Raw genomic sequence first — 16,308 nt, 5'->3', positions numbered from 1 at the left:
CGGAACGGACCTTGATCACCGTACGGTCGAGGCGGCATCCGCTCACCCGGACCGACGGAGGACAGAGTCACGTGATCGTCATCGCCCATGTCAGCGACATCCATGTCGACGTGGACCCGCGCAGCGCCGCCCGCACCCGGGCGGTCATGCGGTACCTGGAGGAACTCCCGTACGACCTCGCGGCCGTCCTCGTCACCGGGGACATCGCCGACCTCGGGAGCCCGGACGGATACGCCATCGCGCGGGATCTGCTCGTCTCCCGGCACCCGCTGCTCGTCTGCCCCGGGAACCACGACGTCCGCGCGGACTTCCGCAAGAGCCTCCTCCCGGAGGGCACCGGAGTGCGCCCGGACGCGCCCGTCAACCAGGTGCTGCGGGGCGAGGGCTTCGTGATCGCCCTCTGCGACTCCTCCGTCCCCGGCGAGGACGACGGGTACCTGGAGGACGAGACGCTGGAGTGGCTGGACGGCGTCCTCGCCGACACCCCGCACGAGGTGCCCGTGCTCGTCGGCTTCCACCACCCGCCCGTACCGCTGCACACCCCGTACGTCGACGGCATCCGCCAGTTCGGCGAGGAGCGGCTCGCCGCGCTCGCCGACCGCCACCCCCACCTCACCGCGTTCCTCGCCGGGCACGCCCACACGGCCGCCGCCACCACCTTCGCCGGGCGCCCGCTGCTGGTCGCACCGGGCGTCGTCTCCACCCTCCGGCTGCCCTGGGAGAACCCGAGCGACGACGAGAACGTCCACCTCGCCCTCCCGCCGGGCCTCGCCTTCCACGTCCTGGGCGACGACGGCCGGCTGACCACCCACTACCGGACCGTCACCGTCTGACGGCCCGGCCGCAGCACGCCCCCGGGAACGGGGCCGGACGACCGTGTCGTTTTCTCGCCAGCCCGCGAGCCGTCCGTCCCCGATCCTGGAGGCATGCACACCGACACCGAGCGCTGCGTGCGGGCCGTCCAGTCGAAGGACGCCCGCTTCGACGGCGTGTTCTTCACCGCCGTCCGCACCACCCGGATCTACTGCCGGCCCAGCTGCCCGGCCGTCCCGCCCAAGCCCCAGAACATGGAGTTCCACCCCAGCGCCGCCTCCTGCCAGCGCGCCGGCTTCCGGGCCTGCAAGCGGTGCCGGCCCGACACCAGCCCCGGCTCACCCCAGTGGAACGTCCGGGCCGACGCCGTCGCCCGCGCCATGCGCCTCATCCAGGACGGGGTCGTCGACCGGGAAGGCGTCCCCGGGCTCGCCCGGCGCCTCGGCTGGTCCACCCGCCAGATCGAGCGCCAGCTCCTCGCCGAACTGGGCGCAGGACCCCTCGCCCTCGCACGCGCCCAGCGCGCCCAGACCGCCCGGGTGCTCATCGAGACGACGTCGATGCCGCTGGGGCAGGTCGCCTTCGCGGCCGGCTTCTCCTCCATCCGCACCTTCAACGACACCGTCCGCGAGGTCTTCGCCCTCACCCCCGGCGACCTCCGCGCCCGCGCCGCCCGCCGGTCACCGGCCGAGGCGTCCGCCACTCCCGGCGTGATCAGCCTCCGGCTGCCGTTCCGCGCCCCGCTGGAGCCCTCCAACCTCTTCGGCCACCTCGCCGCCACCGCCGTCCCCGGCGTCGAGGAGTGGCGCGACGGCGCCTACCGGCGCACGCTGAGCCTCCCGTACGGGCACGGCATCGTCGCCCTCGCCCCCCGCGCCGACCACATCGCCTGCCGACTGTCCCTGACCGACCCCCGCGACCTCGCCCACGCGATCAGCCGCTGCCGACGGCTCCTCGACCTCGACGCCGACCCCGTCGCCGTCGACGAACGGCTGCGCGCCGACCCGCTGCTCGCACCGCTCGTCGACAAGGCGCCAGGCCGCCGGGTGCCCGGAAGCGTCGACCCCGCCGAGTTCGCCGTACGGGCCGTCCTCGGCCAGCAGGTCTCCACCGCAGCCGCCCGCACCCACGCCGCCCGGCTCGTCGCCGCGCACGGCGTCCCCGTCGAGGACCCCGAGGGCGGCCTCACCCACCTCTTCCCGGACCCCGAGGCGCTCGCCGCCCTCGACCCCGACACCCTCGCCCTGCCGCGCAGCCGCCGCACCACCCTGCTCACCCTGGTCGGGGCGCTCGCCGACGGCTCGCTCACCCTCGGCCCCGCCGACGACCGCGAGGAGGCCCGCGCACGGCTGCTCGCCCTGCCCGGCTTCGGCCCGTGGACGACCGAGATCATCGCCATGCGGGCGCTCGGAGACCCCGACGCCTTCCTCCCCGGCGACCTCGGCGTCCGCCGTGCCGCCGAAGGACTCGGCCTGCCCGGCACCCCGGCCGCCCTCGTCGCCCGCGCCGCGCACTGGCGCCCGTGGCGCGCCTACGCCGTCCAGTACCTCTGGGCGACCGACGACCACCCGATCAACCACCTGCCCAGCGAAGGACACTGAACGGCCATGGCCCCCACCATCCGGCACACCGTCGTCGACAGCCCGTACGACCCGCTGACGCTCGTCGCCGTCGACGGCGTCCTCAGCCGCGTCCACATGACCGGCCAGCGCCACCGGCCCCCCGAGGAGACCTTCGGCGAGTCCGACCCACGCCCCTTCGGCGAGGCGATCCGCCAGCTCGACGCCTACTTCGCGGGCGAACTCACCTCGTTCGACCTGCGGTTGAACCTCGTGGGCACCCTGTTCCAGCTGCGCGTCTGGGACCAGCTGCTCCGCATCCCGTACGGCGAGACCCGGACGTACGGCGAACTCGCCGAGGAGCTCGGCAACCCCGGGGCCTCCCGGGCGGTGGGCCTCGCCAACGGCAAGAACCCCGTCAGCATCATCGTCCCCTGCCACCGGGTGATCGGCGCGGGCGGCAGCCTCACCGGCTACGGCGGCGGCCTCGACCGCAAGCAGCGCCTCCTCGCCTTCGAGTCGGGAACGGGAGAGCCCGCCGGCCTCTTCTAGGGGTGCCCCGCCCGATCGGCAAGGCACCCCCAGGGGTCCCTACCGGAGCCGGTCGAGCAGCGCGGGAAGCGCCGTGCCGATCGGCTCGCGTACGACCTCGTCGGCGACGGGGTCGTACGGGGTGGGCTCGGCGTTCACGATGATCAGGCGGGCGCCGTGCTCGGCGGCGATCCCCGCGAGGGAGGCCGCCGGCTGGACCTGGAGGCTGCTGCCGACCGCGACGAACACCTCGGCGGCCTTGGCGATCGACATCGCCTGGCCGAGCAGCACCGGATCGAGCCGCTGCCCGAACATGACCGTCGCCGACTTCAGGATCCCGCCGCACACCCGGCACGCCGGGTCGTCCTCGCCGGCCCGCACCCGGTCGAGCGCCTCCGCCATCGACGAACGGGCGTGGCACGCCGTGCACACCACCGACCGCGCCGAGCCGTGCAGTTCGAGGACCTTCCGCTCGGGCACCCCGGCGGCCTGGTGCAGCCCGTCCACGTTCTGCGTGATCACCCGCAGCGCGTGGCCGCTCGACCGCTCGTACGCCGCGATCGCCCGGTGCGCCACGTTCGGCTCGGCCCGCAGCACCGGACCGTCGAGCCGCATCCGCCACGAGCGGCGGCGGATCTCCGGATCCTCCATGTACGGCCCGTAGGTGACGAGCCGCTCCGCCTCGGGGTCCCGCCGCCAGACCCCGTTCGGCCCCCGGTAGTCCGGGATGCCCGAGTCAGTCGAGATACCGGCTCCGCTGAGAATCGCGACCATCGTCATGGGACGACCCTAGGCACGGGCAATCCGCTCCGCGAACGGGTTTTCCGGTGTACGTTCCCGGCATGGCCAAGGTGAACATCGCGCTCGACGCCGAACTCGTCGTGGAAGTCATGGTATTGGCGGGCATCGGCAACCCGCAGGACGCGGTGGAGGCCGTCGTCCGCGACTACATCGCGCGGGGGCACCGCACCGAAGCCCGGGTCGCCGGCCGCGACGAGCCCCACCGCACCGGCGAGATCGTCCCGCCGGAGCCCCCGCAGGGCTGACCCGCCCCTCACGCCGACGGCACCGCCAACCGCAGGGTCCGCCGGGCCAGTTCGCTGATCCGGACGCCGTCGAAGCCGAACACCGCGCTGTCCACACGGTCCCGCAGGGGCTCCTTCCATTGCGGCGGAATCGAGGCCGCCCCGCACATCACCCCGGCCACCGAGCCCGCCGTCGCGCCGTTGGAGTCCGTGTCGAGGCCGCCGCGCACGGTCAGCGCGATCGTGCGGGTGAAGTCCCCCTCGCCGTACAGGAGTCCGGCGGTCAGGACGGCCGCGTTCGGGACGGTGTGGATCCAGCCGAGCCCCGCCGTCCGCTCCGCCAGCTCGTCCAGCGCGTCGGACCAGCCGAGCCCGGACTCGTACAGGGCGATCGCCCCCCGCACGGTCCGGGCGAGCCGGCTGCTCGCCGGGATCCGCTCCAGGCCCGCCTCCAGGACGGAGCGGACATCGGGCGCGGTGAAGGCGGCGGCGACCAGCGCGGCCGCCCACATCGCCCCGTACACGCCGTTCCCGGTGTGCGAGAGGACCGCGTCCCGGCGGGCCAGCGAGGCGGCCCGGCGCGGATCGCCCGGACAGGTCCAGCCGTAGACGTCGGCCCGGATCAGGGCGCCGATCCATTCCTGGTACGGATTGTCGTACGTGGCCGTCAACGGCGGCCGCAGCCCGTTCGCGAGGTTCCGGTACGCGACCCGCTCGGCCGTGAACGTCTGCAGGTACGGCAGCCGCGCCAGCCACTCCTCGCCGAGCTGCTCGGTCGTGAACCCGAAACCACGCGTCTCCAGGAGGTGCAGCCCGAGCACCGACCAGTCGACGTCGTCGTCCCGGCAGCTGCCGTCGACCCCGCCGCGCACGCACCTCGGCCACTCGGGCCGCAGCTCGAAGCCGGTCGCCCCGGGCGGCGGGGGCGGCAGGTAGTCCGTCAGCGGCAGCGCGTCCGTCAGCCGCAGGTACGCGTCGATGCGGTCCCGGGTCCAGTGGTCCCCGCGCTCCACCGGCTTGCCGAGCACGTTCCCCGCGATCCGGCCCGTCCAGCCGCCCAGGATCCGGTCCGCGAGCACGTCGTACGAGAAGTCCACGTCAGCCCTCGCCCTCGCGAGGCTCCGCCTCGGTACGGGCCCTCCCGGCCCGGCGCAGGCGATGGTCGCCACCCTGCCCGGTCATCGCCGCCCAGGGCCGCTCGCGCGGGGCCCGATCGAGAGGTTCCGTACTCATGTGACACCACTATGGTACGGAATATCGCCTTATCAGGGGGTGGCACGCCGTCTGGCGGTACGGATAGGGTCGGCACCGGCGCGACTGCACGTTCGAAAGCAAGGGATGCAAGGTGACGGACGGGGCAGCAACTCAGGTCGCTCACGTGCTCGTGGCGGCTGACAAGTTCAAGGGTTCGCTCACGGCCGTGCAGGTCGCGGAGCGGGTCACAGCAGGACTGCGACGGGTCGTCCCCGAGCTCACGGTGGAGACCCTGCCCGTCGCGGACGGCGGCGACGGCACCGTCGCGGCCGCCGTCGCGGCCGGCTTCGAACGCCGCGAGGTACGCGTCACGGGACCGCTCGGCGAGCAGGTCACCGCGGCGTTCGCGCTGCGCGACACCACCGCGGTCGTCGAAATGGCGGAAGCCTCCGGCCTCCAGCTCCTCCCGCAGGGCGTCTTCGCCCCGCTCACCGCGACCACGTACGGCTCCGGCGAACTCCTCCGCGCGGCCCTCGACGCCGGCGCCACCGCCGTCGTCTTCGGCGTCGGCGGCAGCGCCACCACCGACGGCGGCGCCGGCATGCTCGCCGCACTCGGCGCCCGCTTCCTCGACGCGGCCGGCGAGCCCGTCGGCCCCGGCGGCGCGCCGCTCGCCGACCTCGCCACGGCCGACCTCACCGGGCTCGACCCCCGCCTCGCGGACATCGACCTCATCCTCGCCAGCGACGTCGACAACCCGCTCACCGGCCCCAAGGGCGCCCCCGCCGTCTACGGCCCCCAGAAGGGCGCCACCCCCGACGACGTCCGCACCCTCGACGCGGCCCTCGCCCACTACGCCACCGTCCTCGAGAAGGCCATCGGCCCCAAGGCCGCCGAAGCCGCCCTCGCCCCCGGGGCCGGCGGCGCCGGCGGCATCGGCTACGGCGCGCTCATCCTCGGCGCGAGCTTCCGCCCCGGCATCGAGCTCATGCTCGACGTCCTCGGCTTCGCCCCCGCCCTCGAGCGCGCCACCCTCGTCATCACCGGTGAAGGCTCCCTCGACGAGCAGACCCTCCACGGCAAGGCCCCCGCCGGCGTCGCCGCGGCCGCGCGGGCCGCCGGCAAGGAGGTCGTCGCGGTCTGCGGCCGCCTCGCGCTCGCCCCCGAGGTCCTCGGCGCCGCCGGCATCCGCCGCGCCTACCCGCTCGCGGCCCTGGAGCCCGACCCGGCCAAGTCCATGGCGAACGCGGGCCCGCTCCTGGAGGAAGCCGCGGCGAACATCGCCCGGGACTTCCTCTCGTAGCACCGGCGACGGCACACCGTACGGGCCGGGACCTTCCCCGGCCGGTACGGCGGACCCGGCCGCCCTACGGCACGGACAACTCCCGCTCCGGCTCCCCGGTGCGCGGATCGAGACGGACAGTCGTCACCTCGCCGTCCCCGGTCGTGAGGACCAGGGCGTCGGGCCCGGCCCAGGCCACGTTCGACAGCGCGCCCTCGGCGGAGTCGCCGTTGAGCGAGGCGACCGGCCAGCGGCGCGCGGCGATCCCGGACCCGTCCACGACCGTCACCCTCCAGAGCGGGTCGATCATGGCCGCGCCCTCCTCCACCACGAGGTACCGGTCCGCGCCCCGCGGCGCGGCCGTCCGGGCCGTCTCCTCCCAGTCGCCGCCGATCATCGGGAAGACCACCATCCGGAACCACCCGGTACCGATGAGCGCCACTCCGCACAGGGCGAACGCCAGTCGCCGGATCGCCGCCCGGTCCGTCAGCAGCCGCACCGCCGCGCCGAGCAGCACGACCGCCACGGCGAAGCTCGGCCAGCGGTACTCGAAGGCGGTGGCCAGGACCAGCAGCCTCGTCGACTCGGCGAGCCAGGGGCCCACCAGGCACGCGACTCCCGCCGCCACCCCTCCGGCCAGCACCACGCGCCCGAGGTTCCGCCGCCGCTGCCGGTCCGTGCATATGTCCCCAATGATCGTCATGGGCCCATCCTGACAGGTGCGTTCGGCCGCCCGGGGCCGCGCGGCGGCGCCCTCAGCCGGCACCCCCGGACGCCGTCAGCCGGAACGCGTCCAGGGCCAGCGTCATCTCCGTGAGGTCCCGCGGCCGGGACAGCGACCGCGTCGTCAGCTGCTCGAGCCGCCGCAGCCGGTTGAAGACCGTGTTGCGGTGGCAGTACAGCCGCCCCGCGGCACGCCCGGCCGACCCCTCGCACTCCAGCCACACGTCCAGCGTCTCCAGGAGGACCGCCCGGTCCGCCGGGTCGAGCTCCAGGAGCCCTCCGAGGACGTCCGAGACCAGCAGGCTCGCCATCTCCGGCTGGGAGACGACGAGCGCGCCGGCCATCCGCCGGTCGAGGCGGACGATCTCGCGGCTGCCGGGCGGGCAGGTGCGGAGGGCTAGTTCGGCGAGCCGCCGGGCGCGGCCGAGTTCGGTGAGGCCGACGACGACGGGGCTGATGCCGCCGGGACCGGGGCAGCGCCCGTCGAGGAGTTCGGAGAGGGCGTCGAGGCCGGTGTCGCCGGCGAGCGCCACCACCCCCAGCTCGCAGTCGGCGCCCATGCGCCAGAGGAACCGGACGCCTTCGCCCTGCACCTGACGGTGGAACGGTTCGCGTTCCTCGCGCCGGTCGTAGCGGAGGACGACGACCGCGTACCGGCCTTGTTCCGGCAGGTCGAGGCCGGCTGCGGCCCGTGAGACCAGTTCGGGGGAGCGCTGGCCCTGGAGGAGGGCGTCGAGGAGGGCCTGGAGCTGCTCGTCCGTACGGCGGTGCAGCTCCAGTTCGGCCGCCCGGTACGCCTCCGACGCGGTGTCGGCCTGGGCGTCCACCGCCGACCACACCGTCGTGGCGGACTGCATGAGCGCGGCCAGCTGCCCCGTGTCGGTGCCGGCGCTCTCGATCAGCGCGTCCCACACCAGGTGCCCGGCGTGCCGGTACGCGTGGACGACGAGCTCCAGCGGCATGCCCTGCGCGGCCCGCCGCCGGCCCATCTCGTCCGCGTGCTCCAGGTCCCGGCGGGGCGAGTCGCGAGGTGCCGAGATCATCTCGATCCCGATCCGCATCGCCTCCTCGGCCTCCTGCCAGTGCTGGTCGTACGGGAGGATCCGCCCGTAGGCGGGCTCGTACGCGTGGAGCTCCCGTAGGTGCTCGTCCACCAGTTCCGGTACCCGCTCCAGAAGCGTCGCGCACGCCTGGGCGAGCACCTTCCAGTCGTCACCGGTCCGCCGTCTGCGCCGTCCCATGCCCGGAGGATCCACTGCCCGGGCCCCTCGCGCACAGCCCTGACGCGCAGCGTTGTGCGCATGCACAGCCGGTCGCCGCGCCCGCTGGTCACCGGCAGCGTTTCGGCCGCGGAACGTGGACGCGCGGTCCGGCGCGGTGCTGGGGTGAGCGCCACTGAACGGCCGGGTGACAAGGGCGGCCGGGGAAAGGGGAACCATGGGAGGTACCGCACCCGCTCTCCAGGTGACGGACCTGACGGCGGGATACGGGCCCGTGCACGCGCTGCGGCGGGTATCGCTGACCGTGCCGGCCGGCACGGTCGTCACGGTCCTGGGAGGCAACGGGGCCGGCAAGTCCACGCTGCTGCGGGCGGTCTCGCGCACCCTCCGTTTCCACGGCGGCGCCGTGGTCTCGGGCACGGTGAGCCGCGACGGCCGGCCGCTCGACGGGCTGCCGCCCGACCGGGTCGTCGCGGCCGGTGTCTCCCAGGTGCCTGAGGGCCGCCAGGTCTTCGCGCGGATGACGGTCGAGGACAACCTGCGCGCGGGCGCCCTCGGGGGGCGCGGCGGCCGGGCGGCGAAGACGGCGGCGCTGCGGCGCGTCCACGAGCTGTTCCCCGTCCTGGCGGACCGTGCCCACCAGCGGGCCGGGCTGCTCTCGGGCGGCGAGCAGCAGATGCTCGCCGTCGGCCGTGCGCTCATGGCCCGGCCGGGTCTCCTCCTCCTGGACGAGCCTTCTCTGGGCCTCGCGCCGCTGATGGCGGCCCGCATCGCCGACGCGGTCCGCGAGATCAACGCCCAGGGCACGGCGGTCCTCCTCGTCGAGCAGAACGCGGCGCTGGCGCTGCGGCTCGCCTCCCTCGCGTACGTCCTGGAGGTCGGGGAGGTCACGCTCTCGGGCCCCGCCGCCGAACTCGCCGCCTCCGACGAGGTGCGCCGCCGCTACCTCGGGGTCGTCGACGAGGCGGCCGCCGCCGACGCCGCCGACGCGCGGGCCGCCCACCCGGTCCTGTCCCGCTGGGAGGAGACCCGATGACGCGCACCCCGCCGCCCGGCGGAGAGCCGGTGCCCGGCGCCGACGGCGCCGCCACGCCGACGGCCGGCACGTCGCCCGGAGCCCCCGGGGACACCGGCGGGTCCGGCACCCCCGTACCGCCCGCAGCCGGGTCCGGCGTCCCGGCCCTCGAAGTCCGCGACGTCACCGTCCGGTTCGCCGGTCTCACCGCCCTCGACGGGGTCGGCTTCACCGTCAGGCCCGGGACCGTCCACGCCCTCATCGGACCCAACGGGGCGGGCAAGTCGACCTGTTTCAACGTCCTCTCCGGCGTGTACCGCGCCACCGAGGGCTCCGTCCGGTTCGGCGCGCACGAGCTGACCGCGCTGCCGCCGCACCGGATCGCGGACCTGGGGGTGGGCCGGATCTTCCAGAACCTGGCGCTGCCGCCGCGCGCCACCGTCGAGGACAGCCTGATGCTGGGCCGCCACCGGCTCACCCGTACGGGCTTCCTGGCGGCCGGGCTGCGGCTGCCGTCGGCGGCCAGGGAGGAGGCACGGCACCGGGCGAGGGTCCGGGAGATCGCGGCCTTCGTGGGCCTGGAGGAGCAGCTCGCGCGACCCGCGGGCTCCCTGCCGTACGGGCAGCAGAAGCTCGCGGAACTGGCCCGCGCCCTGTGCATGGAGCCGAAGCTGCTGCTGCTCGACGAGCCGGTCGCGGGCATGACCGCCGACGAGCGGCGCCGTACGGCCTCGGTCATCGCGGGCGTCCGCGACAGCCTGGGCATCTCGGTGCTCCTCGTCGAACACGACATGGGTCTGGTGATGCGGCTCGCCGACTCCGTCACCGTCCTCGACTTCGGCCGCCGGATCGCCGACGGGGCCCCCGCCGACGTCCAGAACGACCCGGCGGTCGTCCGCGCCTACCTCGGAGAGGAGACCGCCGCGTGAGCACCTTCGCCGAATTCCTGATCAACGGCGTCTCACTGGGCTCGATCTACGCCCTCATCGCCCTCGGCTTCGTGGTGATCTTCCGCGCCACCGAGGTCGTGAACTTCGCCCACGCGTCCCTCCTGCTCGCCGGCGGTTACGTCACCGCCGTGCTCCACGACACGATCGGCTTCTGGCCCGCGCTGCTCGCCGGCGTCGCGGGCGCGGCGGTGGTCGGCGCGGCCGTCGAGTTCCTCGTGATGCGCCGCCACCGGGGTGGCGACCACAGCGTCCTCGCGATCGTCACGATCGGCGTGGACATCCTCCTCGCCACCGAGCTGACCCGGCGGATCGGCACCGACATCCTGGCCCTCGGCGACCCGTGGGGCGACGCCGTCGTCACCGTCGGCCCGGTCACGATCGCCGAGACCCGGATCGCGGCGCTCCTCGCCGCGGCCCTGCTCATCACCGCGTTCCTGCTCGCCTTCCGGTACACGTCCTGGGGCGTGGCGATGCGGGCCGCGGCCGAGAACCAGGAGACCGCCGCCCTGATGGGCATCCGGCTGGGCCGGGTGTCGCTGGGCGCCTGGGCGGTCGCCGGCGGTCTCGCCGCCGTCGCCGCGCTGTTCCTCACGGTCTTCCCGACCCCCGGCCTGGAACGGGCCACCTCGCTCGCCGCGCTGAAGGCCTTCCCCGCCGCCATCCTCGGCGGTCTCGACTCCACCACGGGTGCCCTCGTCGGCGGGCTGCTCGTCGGGATCACCGAGTCGCTCGCCACCGGCTACCAAGGGGATCTGACCTTCCTGGGCCGGGGGATCGGCGACGTCGCCCCCTACCTCGTGATGGTCGCGGTGCTGCTGATCCGCCCGGCCGGACTCTTCGGCACGAAGGAGCTCGCCCGTGTCTGAGACCCTCACCCGTCCCGTCGTCCGGGGCCGCGCCCTGGTGTACGGCTGGTCCGCCGCGGGCCTGCTGCTCGCCGCGCTCCCGTTCTACCTGGACCGCTTCTGGCTCCAGGCCGGGTTGTTCGCGATGGCCGCCGCCCTGGGGGCCATCGGCATCAACCTGCTGACCGGTGCCACCGGCCAGCTCTCGATGGGGCACGCCTTCTTCCTCGCCGTCGGAGCCTACGGCTACTGCGCGTTCGCCGGGGACGGCTCCGACGGCCTGGCCGGCCTCGGGCTGCCCGGCTGGCTCGCCGCCGTCCTCGCGGTCGCCCTCGCGGGTCTGGCCGGCGGGGTGTTCAGCCCGATCGCGGGACGGCTGCGCGGCGCGTACCTGGGCATCGCCACCCTCGCGCTGATCTTCATCGGCCAGCACGTGCTGTTCAACGCCCATGACGTCACCGGCGGCTACAACGGCCGCGCGGTCCCGCCGCTCTCCCTCTTCGGCCTCACCTTCGACGACACGGAACTCCTCGTCGCCCAGGTGCCGTTCGGTGCCGTCGAGAAGCTCTGGTACCTGGGGCTCGTCCTGCTCGTCGGCGGGGTCCTCTTCGCCCGCGGGGTCCTCAGGGGCCGTCCCGGCCGCGCCATGAACGCCATCCGGGACCACCGGATCGCCGCCGGCGTCATGGGCATCCCGGTGGCCCGCTACCGCGCGGCCGTCTTCGTCCTGTCGTCCATGTACGCGGGCCTCGCGGGCGTCCTGCTCGCCCTGGTCTTCCAGCGCACCGTGCCCGAGTACTTCGGTATGGCGCTCTCCCTCGAATACCTGGCCATGATCGTCATCGGCGGTCTCGGCTCGGTCGCGGGCGCGGTGGCCGGAGGCGTCTTCGTCTCCCTCCTGCCGCAACTCCTCACCCGCTACAGCGACGCGCTGCCCCTGGTCTCCGCCCCCGGGACGGGCGGGATCGCACCGGGGGAGGCCGCGCGCTACCTCTACGGCGCCGCCGTCGTCGCGGTGGTGCTCTTCCTGCCCGGCGGCCTGGTCCGCCTCGCCGCCCGGACACGCAAGACCCCGACGTCAGACCGACCCTCAGGAGAGGCACGATGAACCACCGACGACAGGCCGTGCGGGGCCTGGCCGCAGCCCTTGCCGCACTGGTCGCGCTCACCGCCGCCGGATGCAGTTCCAAGGCGAAGACCGGCGACGGCAAGGTGACCGGCGCGGGCGGCGTGAAGACCGGCGAGGGCGTCACGGACAAGACGATCGCCCTCGGCGCGCTCACCGACATGACCGGGGTGTACGCCACGCTCGGCAAGAGCGTCACCCAGGCCCAGCAGCTGTACGTCAAGCAGGTCAACGCCGCCGGCGGGATCTGCGGCCGGCAGCTGGAGCTGACGGTCCGCGACCACGGCTACGACCCGCAGAAGGCGCTCGCCGCGTACACCGAGCTGGAGCCGAAGGTCGTCGGCTACACCCAGTTCATCGGCTCCCCGTTCGTCGCCGCCGTCAAGTCACGGGTCGACGGCCAGGACAAGGGCCTCGTCCTGCCGCAGGCCTGGTCCGCCTCGCTCCTCGGCTCCCCGTACATCCGCGTCCTCGGCGCCACGTACGACGTCGAGACGATCAACGCCGTCGACTTCCTGGTCACGGAGAAGGGCCTGAAGAAGGGCGACAAGCTCGGCCACGTCTACTTCGAGGGCGACTACGGCGAGAACGCGCTCGCGGGCTCGAAGCACGCGGCCGGCAAGGCGGGCCTGACCGTCGTCGAGCAGAAGATCAAGCCCACCGACAACGACATGTCGGCGCAGGTCGCGGCTCTCAAGCAGGCCGGGGTCAAGGCCGTCGTCATCAGCGCCGGACCCCGCCAGGCCGCCTCCCTCGTCGGCGTCGCCGCCGCCACCGGCCTCAGGGTCCCCGTCGTCGGCAACAACTCGGCCTTCGCCCCGCAGCTGCTCGGCACCCAGGCGGGCCCCGCCCTGGAGAAGATGTACTGGTTCGCCTCCCCGAGCCTGCCGATCGGCGCCGACACCCCCACGGCCAAGAAGCTGGTCGCCGACTACCAGGCCGCCTACCCGGGCGACGGCCTCGACAACGGCATCGTCGCAGGCTGGACCGCGGCGAGCGTCTTCGGCGAGGCGCTGAAGAAGGCCTGCGCGGACAAGGACCTGACCCGCGAGGGCGTCGACAAGGCCCTCCTGACCATGAAGGCCCACGACGCCGGCTTCGGCATGACGCATGACCTCGGCGACCCCGAGGCACCGTCCTCCCGCGAGTCGGTCATCATCCAGCCGGACAAGTCCGTCCCCGGCGGCATGCGCACCGTCCGGCAGCCGTTCGTCTCGGAGGCGGCGAAGAGCTACACCCCCTGATCCGCGAGCCCGGTCCGCGACGACACGCGGACCGGGTCCCGGACCGGGGGATCTTCACGTGCCCGAAACATCTCGGTGTGAAGCTCGGGACTCATGAACCCACGTATCGAGGAGAACCGGAGCCACCCCCGCCTCGCCGGGCTGCTCGGCGCCTACCACCTGGTCAACCAGGCGGAGAAGGGCACGGCGGTGGAGTCGGTCGCCGCGCTGCCGGCGGTGTACCGCGTCGAGGCCGAGGACCCGGCCGGCGCGTTCGCCGCCGACACGGTCCTGCTGGCCACGCCGGCCGGTGCGTCCGCACCGGCCGGCTGCGTCGTCCTCAAGGCCCCCCGCGCGGGCCGCGCCCCCGAGATCAAGCGGCTCTGGGTGTCGCCCGAGGCCCGGCGGAAGGGCCTCGCGAAGGCGCTGATGGCCGAGGCCCTGCGCCGGGCCGCCGCGGGCGGCGCGCCCGCCGTGCGTCTCACGGTCTGGTCCTGGCGGGACGAGCCGCTCGCCCTCTACCGGAGCCTCGGCTTCGCCGTCGTGGACCCCTGGGACGACCGGCCGGACCTCCTCTGCCTGGAGAAGCCGCTCGACGTCGTCGAGCGGCTGTCTCCCGCTGCCGTGCGGGCCCACGCCGCCGAAGGCCTCGCCGCGCTCCTCGTGGACGCCGTGGACGGCGGTGCCTCGGTCGGCTTCCTCGCGCCCCTGGACCGGGCCGAGGCGGCCGCCTGGTGGGGCCGCGTCGCCGAGGAGGCCGCCGAGGGGGTACGCGACGTCTGGGCGGCCCACGGCCCCGACGGGCGCCTCGTCGGCGTCGTCACCCTCGTCCGCACCGGCACGGCCAACGGCCGGCACCGCGGCGAGATCGCCCGGCTCCTCGTCCACCGCTCGGCGCGCGGCCGGGGCCTGGGACGGCGCCTGCTCGCCGCGGCCGAGGCCCACGCCGCCGCCACCGGTCTCGGCCTGCTCGTCCTGGACACCCAGACCGACAGCCCCGCCGAGCGCCTCTACCGGGGCGCGGGCTGGACGGCGGCCGGCACGATCCCGGACTTCGCCGCCGATCCGTCCGGCACCCTCCGCCCCACCACGCTGTACTACAAGCGGCTCGGGCAGGACACCCCGTAGGGGTCACGGGGCACGCGAAAGGGCCCCGGGAGGCTGATGCCTCACGGGGCCCTTCTCGTACCGCTTCGTCCGCTAGGGCAGCTGTGCCGCCCGCGCTTCCCGGCTCTCACGCCGGTTGCCGCGGAAGGTGTTCACTCGGCGGGCCGTCGCGAAGAGGGGGATCACGGCGCCCAGCACGACCTGGAGAGCACAGCCGGTCTGGAGCAGGAACGCCCCGCCCGGAGCGTCGAACGCCCAGGCCGCCAGCATGGCCATCGCACCGACGATCCAGCTGAGCATCGCCACCGCGAGGACACCCCGCGGCTTCGGGTACTCGACCCGGCTCACCATCAGCCAGGCCACCCCGATGATCGCGAGCAGCGTCGGGATGAACGGCAGCTCGAGGAGCACGATCGAGACCACGGTCAGCGCGCCGAAGGGGCTCGGCATGCCCTGGAACATGCCGTCCTTCATCGTCACGCACGAGAATCTCGCCAGTCGCAGCACCACGGCGAGCAGCACCACGATCGCGGCCACGGCCGAGACCTTCTGCTGCGCGTCGTCCGCGACCATGCCGTACACGAGCACGAAGTACGCCGGGGCCAGACCGAAGCTGATCAGGTCCGACAGGTTGTCGAGCTCGGCACCCATCGGCGAGCTGCGGAGCTTGCGCGCCACGATGCCGTCGAAGAGGTCGAAGATCGCCGCGCACAGCATCAGTATCACCGCGGTGGCGGCGCTGTTCCGCGCCATGCCGGTCTCGGTGCTGCCGGTGAGGTGCGGGATCAGGATGCCGGTCGTGGTGAAGTAGACCGCCATGAAGCCACACGTGGCGTTACCGAGCGTGAGGGCGTCCGCTATGGACAGCCTCAGCGACAGCGGCATCTCCTCGGCCTCTTCGGCCGCCTCCGCCTCGGCGTCGGCGACCCACTCGGAGGCCCGTGTGTCGGGATCAATCACGGTCAATGCGAGTCACCCCCGCGGTCGTGGCCTGCCCCACCTCGACGGCGACCTCGACACCCTCCGGGAGGTAGATGTCGACCCGTGAGCCGAAGCGGATCAGACCGATCCGGTCACCCTGCTCGACCTTCGTTCCCTGCGGGATGTACGGCACGATGCGCCGGGCGACGGCACCCGCGATCTGCACCATCTCGATGTCGCCGAGTTCGGTGTCGAAGTGCCAGACAACGCGCTCGTTGTTCTCGCTCTCCTTGTTGAACGCCGGGACGAACCCGCCGGGGACGTGCTCGACGGACGTCACGGTGCCGGCCAGCGGCGCGCGGTTGACGTGCACGTTCAGCGGGCTCATGAAGATGGCGACCCGGGTGCGTCCGTCCTTCCACGGCATGATGCTCTGCACCACACCGTCGGCGGGGGAGATGACCCGGCCCTGAGCGATCTCGCGCTCGGGGTCGCGGAAGAACCACAGCATGCCGGCCGCGAGTGCGGTGGTCGGCACGGCGATGGCCGCGGCACGCTTCGACTTGCGCGCGCGCACGAGGCTGAGCGCCGCGGTGGCGACGGTCGGGAGGAGCCACGGCGATGCTCCGCGCGCGAGGCGTACGCCGGCAAGGCTGTCGCGGTGTGCAGAGGTTTGGCTGTGGGGCATGGATGACCTTCGTAGCGGATGATGCCGCGCTGGCAACGGGGGGACGGCGGCTTTCCGGCGATGCTATCGGTTGCGGGGCGCAACTG

18 protein-coding genes are annotated in these 16,308 nt (G+C 73.9%); 11 read left to right on the top strand and 7 right to left on the bottom strand.

What is annotated here, in order from left to right; all coding sequences use genetic code 11:
• Nucleotides 1-71 precede the first annotated feature (71 nt).
• From OO54_RS12885 to OO54_RS12875, 3 genes are all read left to right on the top strand, one after another.
• Nucleotides 72-833, top strand: a complete 762-nt coding sequence (locus tag OO54_RS12885; RefSeq protein ID WP_033202973.1) for a metallophosphoesterase — start codon at nucleotides 72-74, stop codon at nucleotides 831-833.
• A gap of 93 nt (nucleotides 834-926) precedes the next feature.
• Nucleotides 927-2,414, top strand: a complete 1,488-nt coding sequence (locus tag OO54_RS12880; RefSeq protein ID WP_033202972.1) for an AlkA N-terminal domain-containing protein — start codon at nucleotides 927-929, stop codon at nucleotides 2,412-2,414.
• A 6-nt stretch (nucleotides 2,415-2,420) separates the two neighbouring features.
• Nucleotides 2,421-2,924, top strand: coding sequence for a methylated-DNA--[protein]-cysteine S-methyltransferase (locus OO54_RS12875; RefSeq protein WP_033202971.1), 504 nt, complete (start codon nucleotides 2,421-2,423; stop codon nucleotides 2,922-2,924).
• Nucleotides 2,925-2,963: 39 nt separating this feature from the next.
• On the opposite strand, the gene OO54_RS12870 is transcribed toward OO54_RS12875, so the two are convergent.
• Nucleotides 2,964-3,683: an SIR2 family NAD-dependent protein deacylase gene (locus OO54_RS12870; RefSeq protein WP_017236806.1), complete on the bottom strand. Its 720-nt coding sequence runs from the start codon at nucleotides 3,681-3,683 to the stop codon at nucleotides 2,964-2,966.
• Nucleotides 3,684-3,745: 62 nt separating this feature from the next.
• Here OO54_RS12870 and OO54_RS12865 point away from each other — a divergent pair, with 62 nt between their 5' ends.
• Nucleotides 3,746-3,949: a type II toxin-antitoxin system VapB family antitoxin gene (locus OO54_RS12865; RefSeq protein ID WP_026057769.1), complete on the top strand. Its 204-nt coding sequence runs from the start codon at nucleotides 3,746-3,748 to the stop codon at nucleotides 3,947-3,949.
• Nucleotides 3,950-3,957: 8 nt separating this feature from the next.
• Here OO54_RS12865 and OO54_RS12860 read toward each other — a convergent pair whose 3' ends face one another.
• On the bottom strand, nucleotides 3,958-5,025 hold the full coding sequence (locus OO54_RS12860; protein WP_033202970.1) for an ADP-ribosylglycohydrolase family protein: 1,068 nt from the start codon (nucleotides 5,023-5,025) through the stop codon (nucleotides 3,958-3,960).
• Between the two features lies 1 nt (nucleotide 5,026).
• Complete coding sequence (locus OO54_RS48295) at nucleotides 5,027-5,161, bottom strand: hypothetical protein (RefSeq protein WP_267888964.1); 135 nt, start codon at nucleotides 5,159-5,161, stop codon at nucleotides 5,027-5,029.
• A 112-nt stretch (nucleotides 5,162-5,273) separates the two neighbouring features.
• Between OO54_RS48295 and OO54_RS12855 the strand changes: the two genes are divergently transcribed.
• Complete coding sequence (locus OO54_RS12855; protein WP_033202969.1) at nucleotides 5,274-6,425, top strand: glycerate kinase; 1,152 nt, start codon at nucleotides 5,274-5,276, stop codon at nucleotides 6,423-6,425.
• A gap of 64 nt (nucleotides 6,426-6,489) precedes the next feature.
• Here the strand turns inward: OO54_RS12855 and OO54_RS12850 are convergent, their stop codons facing one another.
• Complete coding sequence (locus OO54_RS12850) at nucleotides 6,490-7,107, bottom strand: hypothetical protein (protein WP_157856467.1); 618 nt, start codon at nucleotides 7,105-7,107, stop codon at nucleotides 6,490-6,492.
• 52 nt (nucleotides 7,108-7,159) lie between these two features.
• A complete protein-coding gene (locus OO54_RS12845) occupies nucleotides 7,160-8,368 on the bottom strand; it encodes a PucR family transcriptional regulator (RefSeq protein ID WP_033202967.1) in 1,209 nt (402 codons plus the stop codon).
• Between the two features lie 196 nt (nucleotides 8,369-8,564).
• Between OO54_RS12845 and OO54_RS12840 the strand changes: the two genes are divergently transcribed.
• The 6 genes from OO54_RS12840 to OO54_RS48550 all read left to right on the top strand — a co-directional run bounded on the left by OO54_RS12840 (nucleotide 8,565) and on the right by OO54_RS48550 (nucleotide 14,634).
• Complete coding sequence (locus OO54_RS12840) at nucleotides 8,565-9,383, top strand: ABC transporter ATP-binding protein (protein WP_017236802.1); 819 nt, start codon at nucleotides 8,565-8,567, stop codon at nucleotides 9,381-9,383.
• Nucleotides 9,380-10,291, top strand: a complete 912-nt coding sequence (locus tag OO54_RS12835; RefSeq protein ID WP_033202966.1) for an ABC transporter ATP-binding protein — start codon at nucleotides 9,380-9,382, stop codon at nucleotides 10,289-10,291. Before OO54_RS12840 ends, OO54_RS12835 begins: the two co-directional genes overlap by 4 nt.
• Nucleotides 10,288-11,178 carry a branched-chain amino acid ABC transporter permease gene (locus tag OO54_RS12830; RefSeq protein ID WP_017236800.1) on the top strand — a complete coding sequence of 297 codons (891 nt, stop codon included), beginning with the start codon at nucleotides 10,288-10,290 and terminating at the stop codon, nucleotides 11,176-11,178. Before OO54_RS12835 ends, OO54_RS12830 begins: the two co-directional genes overlap by 4 nt.
• Nucleotides 11,171-12,265, top strand: a complete 1,095-nt coding sequence (locus OO54_RS12825) for a branched-chain amino acid ABC transporter permease (protein WP_033202965.1) — start codon at nucleotides 11,171-11,173, stop codon at nucleotides 12,263-12,265. The genes OO54_RS12830 and OO54_RS12825 overlap by 8 nt, the downstream gene beginning before the upstream one ends.
• A complete protein-coding gene (locus OO54_RS12820) occupies nucleotides 12,262-13,527 on the top strand; it encodes an ABC transporter substrate-binding protein (RefSeq protein ID WP_051786892.1) in 1,266 nt (421 codons plus the stop codon). The genes OO54_RS12825 and OO54_RS12820 overlap by 4 nt, the downstream gene beginning before the upstream one ends.
• A gap of 93 nt (nucleotides 13,528-13,620) precedes the next feature.
• On the top strand, nucleotides 13,621-14,634 hold the full coding sequence (locus tag OO54_RS48550) for a GNAT family N-acetyltransferase (RefSeq protein ID WP_078905174.1): 1,014 nt from the start codon (nucleotides 13,621-13,623) through the stop codon (nucleotides 14,632-14,634).
• 72 nt (nucleotides 14,635-14,706) lie between these two features.
• Here OO54_RS48550 and pssA read toward each other — a convergent pair whose 3' ends face one another.
• Together pssA and OO54_RS12805 are read right to left on the bottom strand one after the other, a co-directional pair.
• Nucleotides 14,707-15,573, bottom strand: a complete 867-nt coding sequence (gene pssA / locus OO54_RS12810; RefSeq protein WP_020477424.1) for a CDP-diacylglycerol--serine O-phosphatidyltransferase — start codon at nucleotides 15,571-15,573, stop codon at nucleotides 14,707-14,709.
• Complete coding sequence (locus OO54_RS12805) at nucleotides 15,566-16,222, bottom strand: phosphatidylserine decarboxylase (RefSeq protein WP_033202964.1); 657 nt, start codon at nucleotides 16,220-16,222, stop codon at nucleotides 15,566-15,568. The genes pssA and OO54_RS12805 overlap by 8 nt, the downstream gene beginning before the upstream one ends.
• Nucleotides 16,223-16,308 lie beyond the last annotated feature (86 nt).

The sequence above is a fragment of the Streptomyces wedmorensis genome (assembly GCF_000716445.1).
Taxonomy (GTDB): Bacteria; Actinomycetota; Actinomycetes; order Streptomycetales; family Streptomycetaceae; genus Streptomyces; species Streptomyces wedmorensis.
This window is presented reverse-complemented; position numbering and strand designations above follow the sequence as displayed.

Excerpts from the sequence above, each read along its gene's own strand:
- OO54_RS12880 (WP_033202972.1), top strand. The coding sequence starts at position 927 with ATGCACACCGACACCGAGCGCTGCGTGCGGGCCGTCCAGTCGAAGGAC.
- OO54_RS12875 (WP_033202971.1), top strand. The coding sequence starts at position 2,421 with ATGGCCCCCACCATCCGGCACACCGTCGTCGACAGCCCGTACGACCCG.
- OO54_RS12870 (WP_017236806.1), bottom strand. The coding sequence starts at position 3,683 with ATGACGATGGTCGCGATTCTCAGCGGAGCCGGTATCTCGACTGACTCG.
- OO54_RS12865 (WP_026057769.1), top strand. The coding sequence starts at position 3,746 with ATGGCCAAGGTGAACATCGCGCTCGACGCCGAACTCGTCGTGGAAGTC.
- OO54_RS48295 (WP_267888964.1), bottom strand. The coding sequence starts at position 5,161 with ATGAGTACGGAACCTCTCGATCGGGCCCCGCGCGAGCGGCCCTGGGCG.
- OO54_RS12850 (WP_157856467.1), bottom strand. The coding sequence starts at position 7,107 with ATGACGATCATTGGGGACATATGCACGGACCGGCAGCGGCGGCGGAAC.
- OO54_RS12845 (WP_033202967.1), bottom strand. The coding sequence starts at position 8,368 with ATGGGACGGCGCAGACGGCGGACCGGTGACGACTGGAAGGTGCTCGCC.
- OO54_RS12840 (WP_017236802.1), top strand. The coding sequence starts at position 8,565 with ATGGGAGGTACCGCACCCGCTCTCCAGGTGACGGACCTGACGGCGGGA.
- OO54_RS12835 (WP_033202966.1), top strand. The coding sequence starts at position 9,380 with ATGACGCGCACCCCGCCGCCCGGCGGAGAGCCGGTGCCCGGCGCCGAC.
- OO54_RS12820 (WP_051786892.1), top strand. The coding sequence starts at position 12,262 with ATGAACCACCGACGACAGGCCGTGCGGGGCCTGGCCGCAGCCCTTGCC.
- OO54_RS48550 (WP_078905174.1), top strand. The coding sequence starts at position 13,621 with ATGAACCCACGTATCGAGGAGAACCGGAGCCACCCCCGCCTCGCCGGG.
- OO54_RS12805 (WP_033202964.1), bottom strand. The coding sequence starts at position 16,222 with ATGCCCCACAGCCAAACCTCTGCACACCGCGACAGCCTTGCCGGCGTA.